The organism is Micromonospora solifontis (assembly GCF_003725545.1).
Taxonomy (GTDB): domain Bacteria; phylum Actinomycetota; class Actinomycetes; order Mycobacteriales; family Micromonosporaceae; genus Micromonospora; species Micromonospora solifontis.
This window is the reverse complement of record NZ_RJLN01000001.1, coordinates 58045-77353: the sequence shown is the minus strand read 5'-3', so window position 1 is coordinate 77353 and position 19309 is coordinate 58045. Positions and strand designations below refer to the sequence as shown.

Annotated in this window: 19 protein-coding genes; 10 read left to right on the top strand and 9 right to left on the bottom strand. The window is 72.4% G+C overall.

Features of this window, described 5'->3' with window-relative positions; all coding sequences use genetic code 11:
* Window position 1 precedes the first annotated feature (1 nt).
* From EFE23_RS00395 to EFE23_RS28375, 6 genes are all read right to left on the bottom strand, one after another.
* Entirely contained in the window at window positions 2-1132 is a 1131-nt protein-coding gene (locus EFE23_RS00395; RefSeq protein ID WP_199736873.1) for a DNA cytosine methyltransferase, read from the bottom strand.
* Between the two features lie 340 nt (window positions 1133-1472).
* A complete protein-coding gene (locus EFE23_RS00390) occupies window positions 1473-2171 on the bottom strand; it encodes a hypothetical protein (RefSeq protein WP_148058394.1) in 699 nt (232 codons plus the stop codon).
* Window positions 2172-3420: 1249 nt separating this feature from the next.
* A complete protein-coding gene (locus EFE23_RS00385; RefSeq protein ID WP_123238823.1) occupies window positions 3421-3681 on the bottom strand; it encodes a hypothetical protein in 261 nt (86 codons plus the stop codon).
* A gap of 4 nt (window positions 3682-3685) precedes the next feature.
* Window positions 3686-4780 (bottom strand): hypothetical protein, encoded by a 1095-nt coding sequence (locus EFE23_RS00380; RefSeq protein ID WP_123238822.1) that lies wholly within the window; start codon window positions 4778-4780, stop codon window positions 3686-3688.
* A gap of 9 nt (window positions 4781-4789) precedes the next feature.
* On the bottom strand, window positions 4790-5149 hold the full coding sequence (locus EFE23_RS00375; RefSeq protein WP_148058393.1) for a hypothetical protein: 360 nt from the start codon (window positions 5147-5149) through the stop codon (window positions 4790-4792).
* Window positions 5150-5470: 321 nt separating this feature from the next.
* A complete protein-coding gene (locus tag EFE23_RS28375) occupies window positions 5471-6061 on the bottom strand; it encodes a VHL beta domain-containing protein (RefSeq protein WP_233600791.1) in 591 nt (196 codons plus the stop codon).
* 551 nt (window positions 6062-6612) lie between these two features.
* On the opposite strand from EFE23_RS28375, the gene ssd reads away from it, so the two are divergent.
* From ssd to EFE23_RS00335, 7 genes are all read left to right on the top strand, one after another.
* Window positions 6613-7716 (top strand): septum site-determining protein Ssd, encoded by a 1104-nt coding sequence (gene ssd / locus EFE23_RS00365; RefSeq protein ID WP_123238820.1) that lies wholly within the window; start codon window positions 6613-6615, stop codon window positions 7714-7716.
* Complete coding sequence (locus EFE23_RS00360) at window positions 7713-8924, top strand: TadA family conjugal transfer-associated ATPase (RefSeq protein ID WP_123238819.1); 1212 nt, start codon at window positions 7713-7715, stop codon at window positions 8922-8924. Before ssd ends, EFE23_RS00360 begins: the two co-directional genes overlap by 4 nt.
* Window positions 8921-9838, top strand: a complete 918-nt coding sequence (locus EFE23_RS00355) for a type II secretion system F family protein (protein ID WP_123238818.1) — start codon at window positions 8921-8923, stop codon at window positions 9836-9838. The genes EFE23_RS00360 and EFE23_RS00355 overlap by 4 nt, the downstream gene beginning before the upstream one ends.
* A 290-nt stretch (window positions 9839-10128) precedes the next feature.
* Window positions 10129-10740 (top strand): type II secretion system F family protein, encoded by a 612-nt coding sequence (locus EFE23_RS00350; protein WP_123238916.1) that lies wholly within the window; start codon window positions 10129-10131, stop codon window positions 10738-10740.
* 22 nt (window positions 10741-10762) lie between these two features.
* Window positions 10763-10930 (top strand): DUF4244 domain-containing protein, encoded by a 168-nt coding sequence (locus EFE23_RS00345; RefSeq protein ID WP_076470820.1) that lies wholly within the window; start codon window positions 10763-10765, stop codon window positions 10928-10930.
* A gap of 113 nt (window positions 10931-11043) precedes the next feature.
* Entirely contained in the window at window positions 11044-11361 is a 318-nt protein-coding gene (locus EFE23_RS00340; RefSeq protein WP_123238915.1) for a TadE family type IV pilus minor pilin, read from the top strand.
* 113 nt (window positions 11362-11474) lie between these two features.
* Entirely contained in the window at window positions 11475-11894 is a 420-nt protein-coding gene (locus EFE23_RS00335; protein ID WP_123238914.1) for an Rv3654c family TadE-like protein, read from the top strand.
* Between the two features lie 139 nt (window positions 11895-12033).
* Here EFE23_RS00335 and EFE23_RS00330 read toward each other — a convergent pair whose 3' ends face one another.
* From EFE23_RS00330 to EFE23_RS00320, 3 genes are all read right to left on the bottom strand, one after another.
* Window positions 12034-12612 carry an LURP-one-related family protein gene (locus tag EFE23_RS00330; RefSeq protein ID WP_123238817.1) on the bottom strand — a complete coding sequence of 193 codons (579 nt, stop codon included), beginning with the start codon at window positions 12610-12612 and terminating at the stop codon, window positions 12034-12036.
* Between the two features lie 96 nt (window positions 12613-12708).
* Window positions 12709-12915: a hypothetical protein gene (locus tag EFE23_RS00325; RefSeq protein ID WP_123238816.1), complete on the bottom strand. Its 207-nt coding sequence runs from the start codon at window positions 12913-12915 to the stop codon at window positions 12709-12711.
* Between the two features lie 182 nt (window positions 12916-13097).
* On the bottom strand, window positions 13098-15704 hold the full coding sequence (locus EFE23_RS00320) for a DEAD/DEAH box helicase (protein WP_373683947.1): 2607 nt from the start codon (window positions 15702-15704) through the stop codon (window positions 13098-13100).
* Between the two features lie 124 nt (window positions 15705-15828).
* Between EFE23_RS00320 and EFE23_RS00315 the strand changes: the two genes are divergently transcribed.
* The 3 genes from EFE23_RS00315 to EFE23_RS00305 all read left to right on the top strand — a co-directional run bounded on the left by EFE23_RS00315 (window position 15829) and on the right by EFE23_RS00305 (window position 19288).
* Window positions 15829-16185 (top strand): STAS domain-containing protein, encoded by a 357-nt coding sequence (locus tag EFE23_RS00315; protein ID WP_089011584.1) that lies wholly within the window; start codon window positions 15829-15831, stop codon window positions 16183-16185.
* Window positions 16185-16619: an ATP-binding protein gene (locus tag EFE23_RS00310; protein WP_123238815.1), complete on the top strand. Its 435-nt coding sequence runs from the start codon at window positions 16185-16187 to the stop codon at window positions 16617-16619. The genes EFE23_RS00315 and EFE23_RS00310 overlap by 1 nt, the downstream gene beginning before the upstream one ends.
* A 320-nt stretch (window positions 16620-16939) precedes the next feature.
* Entirely contained in the window at window positions 16940-19288 is a 2349-nt protein-coding gene (locus tag EFE23_RS00305) for a sodium-translocating pyrophosphatase (protein WP_123238814.1), read from the top strand.
* Window positions 19289-19309: the final 21 nt, after the last annotated feature.

The following is a 19309-nucleotide window of genomic DNA, read 5'->3' as shown; positions in this document are numbered from 1 at the left end:
GTCACTCAGGGCCGGCTGGCCGTAGGACCGGCAGGAGGTAGTTGTTGCCGATCCACTCGATGACGTCAACCACGACGGCGTCGCCAAACCCGAAGAGTTGCTGATTGGGCGTGCCAGCAAGGAGTTTGTAGTCGTGGGCACCCATGAGGTTGGCGTACTCGCGCGGCGTCATCCACCGAACCGCCTGGCTGCCTCTCCCCAGCCGGACGAGTGCCTGCTTGCTTGATCCGCCTCCGGTAGTCCGAAGGCACCCGGCGATAGCGTCCTTGCGGAGCTCCCACGTCGAGACCCCCTGCCTGGTGCGGCGGTAGGCAGTCCGATAGCTGATCGTGTCCGCTGCAAGAAGCGTGTCGAAGCGAGCCTTCTGAACCTCGCTGAGCGACCCGACAAAGGCTTCTACGCGCTCCTCGCCCCACCACAAGTCCGAACTGACCTCCGTCTCGACGAAGCCGTCCAGGTCCTTCGGGCCCTCCGGCAAGGCTCGGAGGTTGACGTAGTGCATATCCAGCGTCTCGCGGTGCTTCTCGTGGATGGCTTGCACCCAAGCAGGACGTACATCGCTGATCGGTGGCACGCCGCGCCGCGCTTGCCTTGGCAGCTTGTCAGCCTGAATGCCGACGATGAACATCCGTGGTCGAGACTGCGGCACGAAGTGCCGAGCGTCGACCGCAAGGACGTCCAAGGAGTAGCCGAGCTCCGACAAGCTAGCCAGTGCGGCGGTGAGGTCCTTGCCGCCGTGGCTGGTGGCGAAGCCGTGAACGTTCTCAAGGAGGATCACTGACGGCCGGGGGGACATGCCCTTTACGACCTTGGCGAACTCCCAAAACATCCCGGATTGCTCGCCGACCAGGCCGCGCCTGTTCCCAGCGAGTGACAGGTCGATGCACGGGAAGCTGCTCGTCGCCAGTTCGATCCCGGGCGGCAGGTCCGGAGCCTCAATGTTGCGGATGTCTTCAACGATGAAGTGATCTTCGGCATCCGGGAAGTTGGCGGCGTAGGCGTCGCGCTTAGCCTGCTTGATGTCGTTTGCCCACACCACCTGGACCTGTGCACCCTTCACGCGCTCAAGGGCGGTGCGGACGAGTCCAATCCCGGCAAAGAACTCAGCTGCCCGGATGGGCGCGCTCTCCATGCTTCCTCCCTCGCCCATCATCGCTGCAGCCTATAGCTGCGCTGGGGGGAGTCCCCAGGCATGACACTCATCTGTGATGATTCGATCATTCGTTCGACCCAACCTGGTTGTGCAGGTGCTGAGGGCTGATGTGCGGTGTGACACATCCTCATGACCAGGGGTGCTGGCGGAAGAGCTGTCGACAGCAACGCTGACAGCAACGCCGCCGGACGGCGGCACGCTGACGGAAGCCGGCACGGACGAAGCTTCGAGCGTGCAGCCGTTGCCGGACGTGTCCGGACGCGGTGCACAGAGCTTGTAAGCGAGATGTCAGGCCCGGGACGAGCGCGACTGTGTCTCATCAGCCCTGATCGCTTTGCGGATCTTCTTCACCAGGCGTCTGCGCCGCGTCAGAGCCGGAGCTTCGTCTGCGCCGCTCCCGCTCCTCACGTCTCTCGCGGTCGATTTCCTCAAGGATCGCCTCTTCTTCGGCTAGGGCTGCCTCGTAGGCGGCGACGAAGCTGGGCGGTGCGGGAGCCGGGTCACCTTGCACGTAGGCCGCGACAAGTGCGAGACCGTACCGATTGCAGTTAAGGGCGATGAGCCAGTCGCGGTCGCCTTCGAAGTTGTTGATGGCGCTCCTGCTGTAGAACCTCGTGAGCTGGTACAGCCGCTCACGTAGCGGCTTTGGCGCGGCCGCCGTGTGCGCTTGGATCTCCCGGAGGAGACGAATCTCCGTATTGCGACCGTCGGGGGTGAGGGAACCATCCTCGTCTCGCTCGACGACGTACAGGTGCTCAACGTCCAGCAACAGCTGCCGGATAGCCATGACAGCCTGCCGCTCGTGATCCTGCCTGCGGAGCCATGCCTCTCGCTGCCAGCCCAGTGCGAACAGGACCGTAGCCGTCGTTGTGCCTATACCACCGAGCCAGTCTGGAAACGATCCCCAGTCGACAGCTCGATGAGCGACGACGGCGGACACGCTGAGGACCAGACCGGCACTGCTCAAAGCGATGCAGCCGATGAGTAGGTGCCGGGTTTTCGGAGCAGGCTTCTTCACTAGGGCATCTTTGCCGGGCTCCACCACCCGTAGCGATGTCGGGTGCACGACAACAAGCCGGGCACCGCGGTTGGCCACGGGTTCGGGTGAGGGCACGGGCACCATCGAGGCGCTACCACCGCAATTGCACGAGGTCGCTGAGCTGCGGCGCACCCGGCGGACCATCCCCTACTTCGGCGGAACCGCGACGAGAACCAGGTCCAGGCCGTCACCAGGCCGTCGGAGGCCGATCGTGAGCGACCAAAGACGACCACTGGTGACGACGTCTGCCCAGGTGACGAGGCGTGGTCGGCCCGATGACCAGGCAGGCGGTCGCCTTGCTACCTGTAGTTCGTGAACTGGCGGCCTTGACCTTCCGGCTTCAACGGGCGCGCCGCGCGGACCTCATCCTGTCTGGTCCAAGCCAGGAGAGCCGATCCTGTCCCGCCGCACCCAGTGGTGTAGAGGCAGTGGCTGTCACGTGCTTCAGCAGCGGAACGGACGTGCGAACTGGATGGCCGATACCGACCGTAATCATCACGGCACCAAAGTTGAGCCGACGGGAACTCGTTGGGGGTTGTGGTCTTCGTCTCAGTACGATCTACGGGACTGGTTCACGTCATTCACGTCGCACAGTCCCAGACGGTTGCGGACAGTGATGGGTGACCAGATCAACCCATATCGACGCAAACCGTCTGTCATATGCAACTTGCGGATGGCAAATCGTCGCACAGCCTGTCCGTCTTGAAGGCACAAAAGCGTGCGAATCGGGCGGGTTTTGTCGCACAGCTGAGCCACAAGGCGGATTTAGGAGACGTGTGTCCTCACGTCGACTTGGTCGTTTGTGAGTGAGCGGGCAACCGCGCGCATGGGAAGGGGCGGCACCGATGGCTTCGCGGGCCCGGGGTGCCGCCCCCAACCTGCACTGACACCTAAGTAGGAGCGCAGGTCTAATGACCGTAACGAAGGTTAGGCGCAAGAGGCTTCGGCCGAAACGGCGCAAGCATGAACGCAGCCGGCGTAAGAACGAGCGGAAGCGGTGGTCGCATGCTGAGTGGATGGCCATGCTGGGCGCCCTTGAGGCGTTCTTGACCGCGATAGCAACTCTGGTGCTTGCAATCTCTCAGCTGATCAATCGCTGACACCGTGTCCTGGTGGGAGGGTGACTCGGCGCAGCCGCCCTCCCACCGCTCCGAGCAGCAGCCGTTGCCGGACGCGTGCGAACGCGACGCACAGCGCTTGTAAGCGAGGCTTCAGGTGTGGGAAGGCCTCAGAAGCGCGAGGCGAGGTCGTCGCGCTCCTGGGTGGTCAGATCCTGGTAGGCCCTCCAGAAGGCCCGGAAGGGCTGGCTCAGCTCGCCGCTGTAGGTGCTGCTGCTCGCCGCCTGCCGGAGGCTTAGCTCCCCGTGTTGAACGGCGGTGGCCATCTCGCGAAGTAGCGGGTTGTCGCTGCGGCCGAGCTGCTTGACGACGGCGCGGAGGGCGTCGGCCCGCCTCTGATCCCCGCCGGTGATGTCGTCCAGGTCGTCCACGAGGTCAGGCCTTCGCGCCGGCGAGGGGGTGGTCGTAGCGGCCGCCGTCGGGCAGTGCGGGGAGGGCAACCGCGTCGAGGTCGCTGAGTTCCCGGGTGAGGATGGCGCGGAAGACGAGGACGGCTGCGGCGATCTGCTGGCAGAGTTTGGTGGCTTCGCCCCACAGCCGGAACATGTTGGCTACCTCAGCGGCGGCGAGCCCGTAGCCGACGACAGCGCCGATGCCGGTCTCGCTGGTGATGGTGCCAGCAGCAGCGGCGACACCGGCGATGATGGCGGCGTCGATGAGGCTCTTCACGACCCCGCCGAGGGCTTCTCCGGCGGACCAGACGGCGTCGGCCATGTCGAGGTAGGCCTTGCTGACGCTCCCGAGCGGCGCGTGGAGATCGGCGACAGCGTTGGCGGTGGTGGTGAAGTACCGGAAGGCTCCTTCGCCGGCGATGCCCTGCCAGAGGGGGTGCAGGGTGATGGTGCCGGATTGGAGGTTGTAGGCCAGGTCGTGCAGGGCTGCGCCGATGTTGTCGACGACCGGTGCCATCTGGGCCAGCGCTTCCCAGTCGCCGGAGACCTTGTTCTGGATCTCGCCGATGGGGTCGAAGCCGAAGACGTGGTCGAAGACCTCGTTGAGCCAGGACGCGGGGCTGATGTAGTCCATCCAGCCCAGCGCATTGGACGGGTTCTTCGCCTCACCGGGTGCGTCGAGATGGCCCCGGACGTCGCGGGGGTCGACGAAGTTCGCCGGGACGCACGGGTTGTTGGCCAGTTCCAGTTCGAGCGGGGTGATGCAGCGGTCGACCGCCGTGGGAAGGGTACGGTCGAGCCGGTCAGCAGCGGTGAGGTCGGTGGTGCGGTAGTAGCCGGCGGATGCCCGTAGTTCCGGGGCGGAGTTCTCGAGGAGGCAGGCGAGCCGGTTGAGGGTGCCGTTGATGACCTCGACCGCGTGTTCGTGACTGGCCTTGGCGATCTGGAGCTGCTCGCCTCCGGTTGCGACGTCGGCGTACCGGTTGAGGTAGCCGCGGATTTCCCACACGTCGTTGGCGGCGCGGTCAACCTGACGGGCGAAGCCGACCAGCGCGTCCGGCTCGACATGCAGCGTCACCTTCGGTCCCTAGTCGACGAGGAAGATGCCCGCCAGGCCGACGAGCGCGAGAGCGACCGCAGCGGCGAGCACGTAAAGGCGAGCGCGAGCGCTCCGCACGCCATAGGTGGCCAGGCCAAGGGCCCCGCCGACGATTGAGGCTGCGTACCAGGGCAGGCGCGCGGGGGTGACTTCACCGATGAAGATCATCCAAGTTGCGAGGACCGCGAGAAAGATCGTGGCGAAGGCGATCGTCTGCCGTAGGTTGCGGTAGGCGGTGCCCTGCAACCTCGTCACCGATTCGCGGTAGGCCTCCACCGCCTCGGTCCGTTCTTCTTCGGTGACCCGCCGCCGAACAACCCGGCCGCCGGACCTTCGCCCCCGACTCATGCCGGCGAAGATACCAACGACAGTCATCCTGCCGCTGCCCTGAGTGACCGTCAGCGGCGAAGCGGCCGAGTCGGCTCTCCGACAGAGTTGGACCGGACCGACAACATGATCCGGCCCCGCCGGGGAGGTGTCCCAAGTCAGGGCAGCAGGAAGGCAGCGAAAGCCCTGACAACAGTCCGTCGGTAGACGCAACCGACGAAGCTGCCTGCCTGCACCTCAATGTCAGTCACCACCGGTTGATGACAGCCGGCGGACTTGAACCGGATCCCCCCGACGGGGGTCGTCCCTATCTGGGGAGCGCTCCAACAGCGCCCCCGCGGCTCACCGCACCACGGCCCGCAGCGTCCGGTGGTCGGGCAGGAAGCACACCAGCCCCACGCCCCGGACGGTCGTCACCACCCAGGGGTGGCCGACGTACGTCTGCTGCCGATAGCCCTCGCCGGGCTGGAGCACCGCGTACTGCCGGCGCTGCCCGCCGTAGTCCAGCCAGTGCACGACGGCCGGCTCCGACCGGGCGTTGGCGAAGTCGATGAAGGTCTCCGGGCCCCCGCCGGCCGACCGCAGGTTGGGCTCCTCGGAGGGCGGCAGCGGGGTCAGCTCTCGCGGGCGGGGCGCGGTCGACGGCGGCTGCGGCGACCCCGCCGACGGCTTCGGGCTCGCCGGCCGGCTGCTCGGCCTCGGGCGGTGACTCGGCGACCGGCTGGGCGGCGTCGCGCGGCTGGACAGGGAGACCGGCGCCGGCGAATACGAGACGGTCGGCTGCTCCGCCGGCTCGACCAGCCCCGGGGAACTCAGGATCGCCTCCCCGGACATCGGGGGCGGCAGCTCCGACGGGCGGGGGTCGGAGAGGAAGGCCAGGAGACCGACCGTCGCCACCACGACCAGACCCGCCGCGATCGAGGTGAGGGCCACCGGCGAGAAGTCCCGCGACCCGGCACCGCCGCGGGTGCGGGAAGGCGCCGACCCGGGGTCGGGGCGGGACCGGCCGCCGCGCGCTGACGGTGCGGTGTGCAACGCGGGCCCGCCCGTCCGGCGGCGACGGCGCGTGCCGTCCGGCAATTCCGTCATGGCCCCGATCCCGAATGGACGGTGCCACCCCGGTCGGCGGCACAGGGAAACGATTATGTGTGCCAGGCAATCCCTGCCGTCAATGGTTTGGCTCGCTTGTCCGGCGTCCGGCGTTTTCCGGTCCGCGCCGCCGAAAGTCCTGGTGAGGACACCTTCCGGACGCTTTCCGCCCCGGCCGGACGGTACTCGTCAGGCCGCCGGCCCGCAGCTCGCCACCGATCGGCGAATCGGCAACATTGTTGCCATATTCCGGCGTCCATAGCAGATCCACTCCTCAACCGTGGGCTGTCCACAGTCGCCCGGGCTGTCCACAGGGCGGCGTCACCGGTCGGCGGACCCCGCCCGGCGCGGCGAGGCTTCCCCAGCACCCCCGAGCCCGACCGCTGGAGGCCGCCATGCCGCCCCGTACCCCGCTCCCACCGCGCCACCGGTTGCCCCTGCTCGTCACCGCCGACGGTGACCTCCTCGACGAGCTGCTCCGGCTCGCCGCCGCCGGCGGCACGGAGGTCGAGCTGGCCGCCGACCCGGCCGCCGCCCGGGCCCGCTGGGCGCCGGCTCCGCTGGTGCTCGTCGGTGCCGACCAGGCGCAGGCCTGCCTGCGGGCCCGGCTGCCGCGACGGTCCCGCACGGTGCTCGTCGGCCGCTCCGGGCACCTCGACCCGGGTACGGAGCTCGCCGAGCTGATCGGCGCCGAGCACGTGGCGACCCTGCCGGCCGCCGAGCCGTGGCTGGTCGACCGGTTCGCCGAGTGCACGGCCGACCCGTCCGGCAACCGGCCCGCCCGGGTCGTGGCCGTGCTCGGCGGCCGGGGTGGCGCGGGCGCCAGCGTGCTGGCCGGCGGTCTCGCGGTCACCGCGGCCCGGTCCCACCTGCGCACCCTGCTGGTGGACGCCGACCCGCTCGGCGGTGGGCTCGACCTCGTGCTCGGCTGGGAACAACTGGAGGGCCTGCGCTGGCCGGGGCTGACCGGCACGGGCGGACGCGTCGACCCGCCCTCGCTCGTGCGTGCGCTGCCCAGTCGTGGCGACCTCGTGGTGCTCTCCTGGGACCGGGGCGACCTGCTGCCGCTGCCGGCCGAGGCGATGGCGGCGACCATCGACGCCGGCCGTCGTGGCCGGGACGTCGTGGTGCTCGACCTGCCCCGACACCTGGACGACGCGGCCGTCGTCGCGTTGCAGTCGGCGGACCGGGCCCTGGTCGTCGTACCGGCGGAGCTGCGGGCCACCGCCGCCGCGGCCCGGGTGGTGGCCGAGGCCGCGCCGCACTGCGCCGACCTTGCCGTCGTCGTGCGCGGCCCCGCTCCGGGCCGCCTCAAGGCCACCGAGGTGGCCCGGGCGCTCGGCCTGCCGCTCGCCGGCACGCTCCGGCCCGAGCCGGGGCTCTGCCGGGGGCTGGAACGCGGTGAGGCGCCGGCCGCCGCCGGCAAGGGTCCCCTCGCGGCCCTCTGCCAGCGGATCGTCGGCGAGCTGACCGGCGAGTCGACGACGGGCGCGGCATGACCCGCCCCGCCGACCCGGAGGAGCTGGCGGTCCGCGTCCGGCACCGGTTCGCCGCCGAGGCCACGCCGGTGACGCCCGCGGCGATCGTCTCCGCCGTACGCGCCGAGTCCGGCGCCGCCGTGCTCGGCGACACCGCCCTGCTGCGGATCGCCGACCGGGTGCACGACGACCTGGTCGGCGCCGGGCCGCTGGCACCGCTGCTGGCCGACCCGGAGGTCACCGACGTCCTGGTCAACGGGGTCCGGGTGTGGGTCGACCGGGGCGGAGGGCTGCGGCAGGTGGCGGTGCCGCTCGGCACCGTCGACGACGTACGCCGGATGGCGCAGCGGCTCATCGCGTCCGCCGGGCGACGGCTCGACGACGGCTCCCCGTACGCCGACGCCCGCCTGCCCGACGGCACCCGGCTGCACGCCATGCTGCCACCCGTGGCGACCGACGGGCCGTACCTCTCGCTGCGCACGTTCCGGCAGCGTCCGTTCACCCTGGACGAACTGGTCCGCCAGGGCACCGTGCCCCGGCCGGTGGCCCCGCTGCTCGCCGCCGTGGTGGCGGCCCGGCTGGCGTACCTGGTCACCGGGGGGACGGGCTCGGGCAAGACCACCCTGCTCAACACGCTGCTCGGGCTGGTGCCCGGCACCGAACGGATCGTGCTCGTCGAGGATGCCGCCGAGCTGCGTCCGGTCCACCCGCACGTGATCGGGCTCCAGGCACGCACCTCGAACGTGGAGGGGGTCGGTGCGGTCGGGCTGAGCGACCTGGTCCGCCAGGCGCTGCGGATGCGCCCCGACCGGCTGGTGGTGGGCGAGTGCCGGGGCGCGGAGGTGGTCGATCTGCTCGCCGCGTTGAACACCGGCCACGACGGCGGGGCCGGCACCCTGCACGCCAACGCCCCCGGCGACGTACCGGCCCGGCTGGAGGCGCTCGGCCTGCTCGGCGGGCTGCCCCGGGCGGCCCTGCACGCGCAGGTCACCGCGGCGCTCCAGGTGCTCCTCCAGGTGCGCCGCACCGCCGAGGGGCGGGTGCTGGAGTCGGTCAGCCTGCTGCTCCCCGACGGGCCCGACCGACTGGCCACCGTGGTGCCCGCCTGGGTACGCGGGCGCGGGCTGGGTCTCGCCGCCCGGCGGCTCGGCGCGCTGCTGGAGGAGCGTGGCGTGACCGTCCCGCCGATTCTCGCTGCCGCCTGGCCCGGCTCGGCGGGTCCGGCGTGACCGGGCCGGCCTGGTTGGCGGCCGTGCTCCTGCTCGGCGTCGGGGTGGTGGTGGCCTGGCCGGCACGCCCGGTGCGGTCCCGCCGGCGGGCCCTCCTCGGCACGGGAAGCCGCACCGGTGCGGTTCCGGCCGGCACGCCGCTCCGACGTCGGGTCGGAGTCCCGCGTGGACGTCGCGGCGACCGGTCCACCCCGGACCGGTCGTGGCCGGCGGGACCGCCCAACCGGCGGGACGCGGCCCGCCCGTTCACCGACCTGCCGCCCGGCCGGTCGCGCGTGGGGGCACCCGACCGGTCGATCGCGGGTCGAGGCGCTGCGCTGGGCGGACAACCGGCGCGGCACGCCCTGCCGGCGGCGGCCCTGCTCGGCGGTGGGGTCGGGCTCGTGCTGGGCGGGCCGGTGGGCGCGGTGGTGCTGGCCGCCTACGGTGGCCTCGGGGCTCGGGCGGTCCGCCGCCGGCACGCCCGCCGATCGGCCGAGCAGGCCCGCCGCCGGGAACTGGACCGCCTCTGCGCCCTCGCCGCCGACCTGCGGGCCGGGCTACCGGTCACGCTCGCGCTCGCCGACGGGCCCGAGCGGGTGGCTCGGCTGGCCCGGGCCGCCGTGCGGCTGGCCGACCGCACCGGCGCGCCCCTGGCCGAGCTGCTCGAACGGGTCGAGGCGGACGCCCGGGCGACCGACCGGGGTCTGGCCGCGGCCGCCGCTCAGGCGGCCGGTGCCCGGGCCACCGCCTGGCTGCTCGCCGCGCTTCCGCTCGGCGGCATCGGGTTGGGTTACGCCATCGGCGTCGACCCGGTCACCGTGCTGCTGCGGACGCCGGTGGGCGGTGGCAGTGCCCTCGCCGCCGTCACCCTGCAGATCGGCGGGCTGCTCTGGGCGGAGCGGCTCGGCGCGACGCCGGGGCGGGCGGCCTGATGCCCCGGCACCTGATCGCGGCGGTCTGCCTGTTGCTGGCGGCCCCGCTCGCGGTGGTGGCCGGTGGCTCGGCGGTCCGGCCGGTCCGCCGGCTCCGCCAGCTGAGCCGACCGCCGACGGCGGAAGACGCCCGAGACGCCGAAGGCGGCCGTGGTGCTCAGCACGGCCGTGGCGCTCAGGGCACGCACGGTGGCCAGGCCGCGCGGGGCGCGCACGGTGGCCAGGCCGCGCGGGGCGCGCACGGTGGGCAGGGCGCGCACGGTGGTCAGGCCGCGCGGGGCGCGCACGGCGTGGGCCGGCCGGCCTGGTGGCCGGACCGGATCCGGCTCGGCTCGGGCCTCGCCGGCGTGGCCGTCTTCGTACTGGTCGGCGGCTCGGCCGGCCTGCTCGCCGGGGTGCTGACCGGCGTGGTCGCGGACCGCCTGTTGCGGAGGTTCGAGCCACGTGCCGCCCGCGAGCGGCGACTACGGGAGCTCGCCGACCTGCCCCTCGCCGCCGATCTGCTGGCGGCCGCGCTGCGGGCGGGCGCCCCGGTGGACCGCTCGGTGCTGGCGGTCGCGGAGGCACTCGGTGGGCCGCTCGCCGAGCGACTCGGTCGGGTGGGTCGGACGCTCGAGCTTGGCGGTACGGCCGTCGAGGCCTGGGCGCACCTGCATCCGGTGTCCGGTGCGGAGCGCCTGGCGGCCGCCGCGGTCCGGTCCGCCGACAGTGGCGCCGCGTTGGCCGGCGCGCTCACCCGCCTCGCCGACGATCTCCGCTCCGATCGGGCCACCGCCGCCGAGGCGGCGGCCAGGCGGGCGGGCGTCCTCATCGTGCTGCCGCTCGGGCTGTGTTTCCTGCCCGCCTTCATTCTCGCCGGTCTGGTGCCGGTGATCGTCGCCGTCCTCGGCGACGTGCTGTGATCCCTCGAGACAGGAGTACGACATGCGCAAACTCCTCGCCCGCCTGCGTGGCGACGCCGGGATGAACACGGCCGAGTACGCCGTTGGCACCCTCGCCGCGGTGGCCTTCGCCGGCATCCTGCTGAAGGTGCTCACCTCCGGCAACGTCCAGTCCGCCCTCACCGCCGTCATCGACCGGGCGCTGAAGTGACCGGGCGTCGGCGGGCCGGCCGCCGCTGGGCGGGTTCTGCCGGACGGCGGGCCTCCGTCGCCGGGCGGCGGAGACCGTGGGACGGCGGGGAGCGGGGTTCCTTCACCGCCGAGCTGGCGGCCGGCCTGCCGGCGCTCGTCCTGCTGCTCGCGGCCGGCCTCACCGCGGTGGGGGCGGTGACCACCCGGGCGGGCTGCCTCGACGCGGCCCGGGAGGCGGCGCTCGCCGCCGCCCGGGGAGAACCCGGCTCGGCCGCGGGTGGCCGGCACGCCCCGGGCGGCGCCGAAGTCTCGGTAACCGTCTCCGGCGACCGGGTCACCGCGACGGTCCGGGCGCCGGTTCGCACCCTCGGCGCACGGCTGCCCCGGATCACCGTCTCCGCAACCGCCGTGGCCGCCGTCGAGCCCGGTACGCCGGGACCACGCCCGTGACCCTGGCGTCCACCTCCGGTCGGAGCGCGAGCGCCGCACCCCGGCGGCGGGTCAGCGCGGGCGAGGTCGCTCCTGGTGGCGGCGGCCCGCAGGCCGGCGCCACCGCCCGGCCGGTGGGGGACCGGGTCGGCGCGGGCGAGGTCGCTACTGGTGGCGGCGGCCCGCCGGCCCGCCCCTCCGCCCGGCCGGTGGCGGACCGGGGCGGGGCGACCGTGTGTCTGCTCGCCATCGGCCTGGTCTACGTGGTGGTGGGGCTCTTCGGCGCGGCGCTCGGGTCGGCTCGGGTGGCGCGGCAGCAGGCCCGGGCGGCGGCCGACCTCGGCGCGCTCGCGGGCGCCGGCCGGGCGCTCGACGGGGAGGGGGCCGCCTGCCGGCGGGCCGGTGAGTTCACCGGGGTCAACGGCGGCCGGCTGGTGGCCTGCCGGCTCGACGGGCTCGACCTACTGGTCACGGCGGAGGTGACAGTCTCACCCCTGCCCTGGTTGACCCGTACCGCCGTGGCGACCTCCCGGGCCGGCCCGATCCGTGGCTGACCGTCACACCTCGGCCCCGGTGCCGCACAAGGTGGTGCACGCCCGGGCAGGAGGAGCCGGGGCCGGCTGGTCGGCACCTCGCGGACCGTCCGGCTCCGACCCTGCCCGGGCGTACGTGACGCGCCCTGGCCGGCGCGGGTCAGCGAGCCTGGAGCGCGTCCAGGCCGACCGCCATGGCGATCACCAGCCGCCGGTCGATCTGCGGGTTCTGGATCTCGACGACGTACCGGTCGCGCAGGCCCCACTTCTTGACCACCGAGAACACCGGCTGGCCCCCGGCGGCGAAGTCGAAGTGGTACGGCAGCCAGGAGAGCGAGTCGACGAACCGGCGCAGCAGCGCCACCGGCAGGCTGCGCTCCTGCCCGGTGATCTGGGGCAGGCCGGCCTGCTCGACGTGCCAGGTCGACCGCAGCAGCGACTGGGCGAAGTCCTTGCGGAACAGGCCGATGGGGTTACCGGCGTGGTCGGTCACGTCGTACGTGGCGCCGAGGTCGAGCCGTTGGCGGGCCTTGAAGCCGAGCAACGGGTACTGCTTGGAGTCATCGGTGTAGATGGTCACCTGCTCCTTGAAGGCCAGGCGCTTCTGCTGCGCGAACGCGAGCAGCGGGCCCTCGGTGCCGTCGGCGGCCACCGCGCGGACCTCGTACTGGTTGACCATCATCCGGATCCGTTGCCGGATGAAGAACTGGTGCTGGGCCTGCAGGCTGTCGAGCTGCATGGAATCTCCTTCGAGGGTGAACGCCGGAGTCTCGCACAGCTCGACCCTCGGCGTCCGCCCCCGCGCGCGTGTCCCCATCGATCGGCGCCGAACCGTTCAGCGTCCGCCGTCGACCGTCGCCTTCAAAGCCCAGGCGTTGAGCACCTGATGGATGCCGCGCAGGTGCTCGTTGATCTGTTCCAGGCGCTCGGCCTGGGCCAGGTTGGCCAGCGCGCTGCCCAGCGCGATCTGTTGGTCGGGGGTGAGGTTCTCCTGGTCGATCGTGTAGAGCAGGTCGACGGTCTCGGCGATCGTGTCGGCCATGGCTTCTCCTCCCCGGGCAGGATCTCAAGGTCTCTCGGGAGCACCCGGCCACCGGCGGGTGGTCATGGAAGCGCTCCCATATATCAATGATGCCCCGTCTTCCCCGGACTCATGCGCCTTTCCTGGCCGCCACCGGACCTGGTTGATCCGAGCGGCACCCGTGCGCCGTGCCGTGGTCGGGGTCAGTCGGCGACGACGCCGTCCGGGGCGGGCCGCCCCGACAGCCGCTCGTCCTGACGGGGCAGTGGTGCCCGCGCCGAGCCGTCGGCAACCAGGCCGGCGGGACCGGACGGCGGGGCGCCGTGGGGAGCGGCAGCGGTACCGCCCGCCGCGCCACCGGTGGCCGACGCGGGCGCGGCCGGGTCGGGCAGGTTGGCGAGCACCACGTCCAGCACCTTGACCGCGTCCGGCTTGGCGAGCGGGTTGTTGCCGTTGCCGCACTTCGGGGACTGGACGCAGGACGGGCAGCCGGTCTCGCAGCCGCACTCCGCGATCGCGTCGCGGGTGGCGCGCAGCCAGGCCGACGCCGTCCGGTACGCCCGCTCGGCGAAGCCCGCCCCACCGGGGTGGCCGTCGTAGACGAACACGGTGGGCGCCTCGGTGTCCGGGTGCAGCGCGGTGGAGAGGCCCCCGATGTCCCAGCGGTCGCAGGTGGCCATCAGCGGCAGCAGGCCGATGCCGGCGTGCTCGGCGGCGTGCAACGCCCCCGGGATGTCCGCCGCCTCGATCCCGGCCGCCGCCAGCGATCCGGGTGAGACGGTGAACCAGACGGCGACGGTGCGCAGCTCCCGCGCCGGCAGGTCCAGCGGCCGGGTGTCGATCACCTCGCCGGTGGCGATCCGCCGCCGCTGGTACGACACCACCTGGCTGGTCACGTCCACCTCGCCGAGGAAGAGCCCGACGGGGCCGGCGTCGACGTACGAGCGGACCGACACCACGGACAGCGAGGTGACGTCCCGGGCGTGGGTGGACCAGTCCGGCTCCTCGGCGTGCACCAGCGCGCACCCGTCGGCCAGGTCCAGCGAGTCGACCACGTACGAGACGCCCTGGTGCAGATAGACCGCGCCGGGGTGGAGCAGGAAGTGGGACGAGCCGCCGTCGACGGTGCCGAGCAGCCGGCCGGTGGACTCCTCCACCACGCAGACCGGCGCGCCGTCCTCCCCGCGCAGGTCCACCTCGGGGCGTTCCCGGTGCCGCCAGTACCACCCGGTGGGCCGCTGCCGCAGCGCCCCGGCCTCGACCAGCGAGTCCACCGCCTCCTTCGCGCCCTCGCCGAAGAGTTCCAGGTCGGCGGGGGTGAGCGGGGCCTCGTGCGCGGCGCAGGCGAGCTGCGGGGCGAGCACGTACGGGTTGGCCGGGTCGAGCACGGTCGCCTCGACCGGCCGCCCGAACAGCGCCTCCGGATGGTGCACCAGGTAGGTGTCCAGCGGGTCGTCGCGGGCGACCAGCACCGCGAGGGCCTCGTCGCCGGAGCGGCCGGCCCGGCCGGCCTGCTGCCAGAGCGACGCCCGGGTGCCGGGCCAGCCGCAGATCAGCACCGCGTCCAGCCCGACCAGGTCGACGCCGAGTTCCAGGGCGTTGGTGGAGGCGAGCCCCAGCAGGTCGCCGTGCAGCAGGGCGCGTTCCAGCTCGCGCCGCTCCTCGCGCAGGTAGCCGGCCCGGTAGGCGGCCACCCGGTCACCCAGCCCCGGCACCGCCTCGTCGAGTGCCCGCCGGGCGTTCGCGGCGACCACCTCGGCGCCGCGCCGGGAGCGGACGAAGGCCAGCGTGCGGACTCCCTCGACGACGCTGTCGGTGAGCAGGTCGGCGGTCTCCCGCAGCGCGGAGCGCCGGACGGACACCAGGTCGGCGAGCTCCTCGTCGGCGGAAGGAGGGGGAAGCAGGGGCGGTTTCCAGAGGGCGAAGGTCACCCCGCCGCGCGGCGAGGTGTCCTCGGTGACGGCGGTGACCGGCAGGCCGGTGAGCCGCCCGGCCGCCGTCGCCGGGTCGCCGGACGTGGCCGAGGCCAGTACGAAGGTTGGGGTACTGCGCGAGCCCGCGAGCGCCTGGCCGGGGGGACGCCCGTAGCGGGCGCACTGCCGGCGCAACCGGCGCAGCACGTGCGCGACGTGCGAGCCGAACACGCCCCGGTAGGTGTGGCACTCGTCGATCACCACGTAGGCGAGCCGGCGCAGGAAGCCGGACCAGTGGGCGTGCCCGGGGAGGATGCCGTGGTGCAGCATGTCCGGGTTGGTCAGGACGAACCGCGAGTGCCGGCGGATCCACTCGCGCTCGGCGCGCGGGGTGTCCCCGTCGTAGGTGGCGGGGCGTACCCCGTCGAGTTCCAGTCCGGCGACGGCGCGTAGCTGGTCGGCGGCGAGCGCCTTGGTCGGGGCCAGGTAGAGCACGGTGGCGCGCGGGTCGGCGAGCAGCGTGGCCAGTGCGGGCAGTTGGTACGCCAGCGACTTGCCGGACGCCGTCCCGGTGGCCACCACCACGTGCTCTCCGGCGTACGCCAGCTCGGCGGCCTCGGCCTGGTGCCGCCACGGGGCGACCACGCCGCGCCGCGCGAGCGCCGCCCGCAGCTCCGCCGGGGCCCATTCCGGCCACGGCGCGGGCTCCCCGGCGCGGGCCGGCACCCGTTCGACGTGGGTGACCGGGTCGGTGGCGTGCCGGAGGCGGAGCCGGCGCAGCAGCTCGTCCGGCGGGCGGCCGGGACCGACGCGCGTCGATCCGCTGGCGGTGGACGACGGCTTCCGGTCGGGCGACGGAGCCGCCGAGCTGAAGTCGTCGAACGTCACGTCCTGCACTCTCGCACTGGTGTTCGGAATTGGGAACCCGGGGTCTGGGTATGGGGAAGCCGCCACCGGTGACCCGAAAGGGTCACGCGTGAAGATGGTTAGATGCCCAGGAGAGCTTACCGAGGAGGGACCGATGGAGCTGTCGCTGGCGACCCGCACCGTGGGCGAGCACACGGTGCTCGAGGTCGGCGGTGAGGTGGACGTCTACACCGCGCCGCGGCTGCGGGAACGGCTCCTCGAACTGATCGACGGCGGTGCCCGCCGGGTCGTGGTCGACCTGGGCCGGGTGGACTTCCTCGACTCGACCGGCCTCGGCGTGCTGGTCGGCGCGCTCAAGCGGCTCCGCTCGGCCGGCGGTTCCTTCGCGCTGGTCTGCGACAAGGAGCCGCTGCTCAAGATCTTCCGGATCACCGCACTGGACCAGGTCTTCCCGCTGCACCCCACGGTCGATGCGGCGATCAGCGCCGACCCGACCGGCGCCGGCGCGTGATGGCGACCGTCAAGCTCTCCTTCTCGCCCGCGCCGGTGCACGTCCGTACCGCACGCCTGGTCGGCGTGGCGGTGGCCCGCCGGGCCGGGGTACGTGAGGACCTGCTCGACGAGGTGCGCCTGGCGATCGGTGAGGCGTGCACCCGGGCGGTGGCCCTGCACCGGCAGTACGGGCTGGCCGATCCGGTGTACGTGGAGATGTCCGACAGCGGGGCGTACACGGTGCGGGTGGTGGACCGGGCCCCGATCGAGGCGAGCATCGGGCTGGCCGCCCTGCCCCCGGACGAGCTGGCCAAGGAGTCGCTCAGCGAGGACGCGTTGACCACCGGCGTGGGCTTCGCGCTGCTCGCCGGCTTCGTCGAGGATCTCCAGGTGCGCCCGGTCGAGGAGGGCGTCGGCACCGAGGTCCGGATGGTGTGGCCGGTTCGCCGCTGACCTGACGATCCACCACGCGGGCCGCGTTCCCCTCGGGGAGCGCGGCCTGGTCGTGTTGGCCGCCCTATATATCAGATTTCTTCACATAGCACAGCGATGAAGATCATCGAGGCTGGGTGCCCCCTGCCTGTGACCCTCAACACGTCAGAGGGCTACAGTACGCGAGTTGTCAGCAAGTGATCCGTCCCGCAGCCAGCGGGAACGGGTGTTCATCGCTGGTCCGCCGGGGTGGGTTGGCGGGCGCTTGCGAGTCCGCATCCAGGCGTCGGCCCGTGCGTCTCCACGGGCCGACGCGAGTTGTTCGGTACAGGAGGACATAGATGTCCGGGACCTTGGCCGCCGACGGCGGCGCACTGTCCCTTACCGGAGCCAACGTGACGTACGTCGTCATCGCCGCGGTCATCGCGCTGGTGGCGCTCGTCTTCGCGGCCGCCTTGACCAGGGCGGTACTGGCAGCCGGTACGGGAACCACCAACATGCAGGAGATCTCCGGGGCGGTGCAGGAGGGCGCGTCCGCGTACCTGCTGCGGCAGTTCCGTACCCTGGCGATCTTCGTGGTCATCGCCGTCGTGCTGCTGTTCCTGCTGCCGGTGCACGACACCGACGGCAGCCAGACCTGGGTGAAGATCGGCCGATCGCTCTTCTTCGTGGTGGGCGCCAGCTTCAGCGCGTTCATCGGCGGCGCCGGCATGTGGCTGGCCACCCGCGCCAACCTGCGGGTCGCCGCGGCCGCCCGGGAGCGGGAAGGCGGCCGTGAGGGCGCCATGAAGATCGCCTTCCGGACCGGTGGCGTGGTCGGCTTCCTCACCGTGGGCCTCGGCCTGTTCGGTGCGGCGCTGGTCGTCCTGATCTTCAAGGGCGACGCCCCGACCGTGCTGGAGGGCTTCGGCTTCGGTGCCGCGCTGCTCGCCATGTTCATGCGGGTCGGCGGCGGCATCTTCACCAAGGCCGCCGACGTCGGCGCCGACCTGGTCGGCAAGGTCGAGCAGGGCATCCCGGAGGACGACCCGCGCAACGCCGCCACCATCGCCGACAACGTGGGCGACAACGTCGGTGACTGCGCCGGCATGGCCGCCGACCTGTTCGAGTCGTACGCGGTCACCCTGGTCGCGGCGCTGATCCTCGGCCGCGCCGCGTTCGGCGAGACCGGGCTGGTCTTCCCGCTGATCATCTCCACCATCGGGGTGCTCGTCGCGATCATCGGCGTCTTCATCACCCGGCTGCGCACCTCCGACCGCAACGGCCTGACCGCGATCAACCGGGCCTTCTACCTCTCCGCGCTGATCGCCGCGGTGCTGGTGGCGATCGCCGCCTTCGCGTACCTGCCGGCGACCTTCGGCGAACTGGAGGGTGGGCTCACCGACGTCGACCGCAACCCGCGCCTGGTGGCCATCGGCGCGGTGGTCATCGGCATCGTGCTGGCCGCCGCGATCCAGGCGCTGACCGGGTACTTCACCGAGACCAACCGGCGCCCGGTGCAGGACATCGGCAAGAGCTCGCAGACCGGCCCGGCCACCGTCATCCTCGCCGGCATCAGCGTCGGCCTGGAGTCGGCGGTCTACTCGGCGCTGCTGATCGGCGCGGGCGTCTTCGGCGCCTTCCTGCTCGGCGGCAGCTCCATCACGCTGTCGCTGTTCGCGGTCGCGCTGGCCGGCACCGGCCTGCTCACCACCGTCGGCGTCATCGTCGCGATGGACACCTTCGGCCCGATCTCCGACAACGCCCAGGGCGTCGCGGAGATGTCCGGCGACATCGACGAGGACGGCGCGCGGACGCTGACCGAGCTGGACGCCGTCGGCAACACCACCAAGGCGATCACCAAGGGCATCGCGATCGCCACCGCGGTGCTCGCCGCGACCGCGCTGTTCGGCTCGTACACCGACACGCTGCGCTCCTCGTACGCGGACGCGGGCGTCGGTGACGTCGGCACCGAGATCCTCAACGCGCTCAACGTGGCCAACCCGCGCAACCTGGTCGGCCTGATCGTCGGCGCGGCGGTGGTCTTCCTCTTCTCCGGCCTGGCCATCAACGCGGTCTCCCGCTCGGCCGGCGCCGTGGTGATGGAGGTCCGCCGGCAGTTCCGCGAGCTGCCCGGGATCATGGACCGCACCCAGCGGCCCGAGTACGGCAAGGTGGTCGACATCTGCACCCGGGACGCGCAGCGCGAGCTGATGACCCCCGGCCTGCTGGCCATCATGGCGCCGATCGCGGTCGGCTTCGGCCTCGGCCCCGGCGCGCTGGCGTCGTACCTGGCCGGTGCGATCGGGGCGGGCACCCTGATGGCGGTCTTCCTGGCCAACTCCGGTGGCGCCTGGGACAACGGCAAGAAGCTGGTCGAGGACGGCGCGTTCGGCGGCAAGGGTTCGGACTCGCACGCCGCGACCGTCATCGGCGACACCGTCGGTGACCCGTTCAAGGACACCGCCGGCCCGGCGATCAACCCGCTGATCAAGGTGATGAACCTGGTCTCGCTGCTGATCGCGCCGGCCGTGGTGGCCTGGAGCGTGGGCGACGACAAGAACCCGGCCCTGCGCATCACGATCGCGATCGTGGCCGCGCTGGTCATCGTGGCGGCCGTGGTGTTCAGCAAGCGCAAGGGCGTGGCGATGGCCGAGTCCGACAGCGCCGCGGGCACCCACGACGACCACGTGGAGACCGTCAACGCCTGACGTCGGCGGCCCGGTTCCCGG

Excerpts from the sequence above, each read along its gene's own strand:
- EFE23_RS00395 (WP_199736873.1), bottom strand. The coding sequence starts at position 1,132 with ATGGAGAGCGCGCCCATCCGGGCAGCTGAGTTCTTTGCCGGGATTGGA.
- EFE23_RS00375 (WP_148058393.1), bottom strand. The coding sequence starts at position 5,149 with ATGAGTCGGGGGCGAAGGTCCGGCGGCCGGGTTGTTCGGCGGCGGGTC.
- ssd (WP_123238820.1), top strand. The coding sequence starts at position 6,613 with ATGCCGCCCCGTACCCCGCTCCCACCGCGCCACCGGTTGCCCCTGCTC.
- EFE23_RS00360 (WP_123238819.1), top strand. The coding sequence starts at position 7,713 with ATGACCCGCCCCGCCGACCCGGAGGAGCTGGCGGTCCGCGTCCGGCAC.
- EFE23_RS00345 (WP_076470820.1), top strand. The coding sequence starts at position 10,763 with ATGCGCAAACTCCTCGCCCGCCTGCGTGGCGACGCCGGGATGAACACG.
- EFE23_RS00330 (WP_123238817.1), bottom strand. The coding sequence starts at position 12,612 with ATGCAGCTCGACAGCCTGCAGGCCCAGCACCAGTTCTTCATCCGGCAA.
- EFE23_RS00325 (WP_123238816.1), bottom strand. The coding sequence starts at position 12,915 with ATGGCCGACACGATCGCCGAGACCGTCGACCTGCTCTACACGATCGAC.
- EFE23_RS00315 (WP_089011584.1), top strand. The coding sequence starts at position 15,829 with ATGGAGCTGTCGCTGGCGACCCGCACCGTGGGCGAGCACACGGTGCTC.
- EFE23_RS00310 (WP_123238815.1), top strand. The coding sequence starts at position 16,185 with ATGGCGACCGTCAAGCTCTCCTTCTCGCCCGCGCCGGTGCACGTCCGT.
- EFE23_RS00305 (WP_123238814.1), top strand. The coding sequence starts at position 16,940 with ATGTCCGGGACCTTGGCCGCCGACGGCGGCGCACTGTCCCTTACCGGA.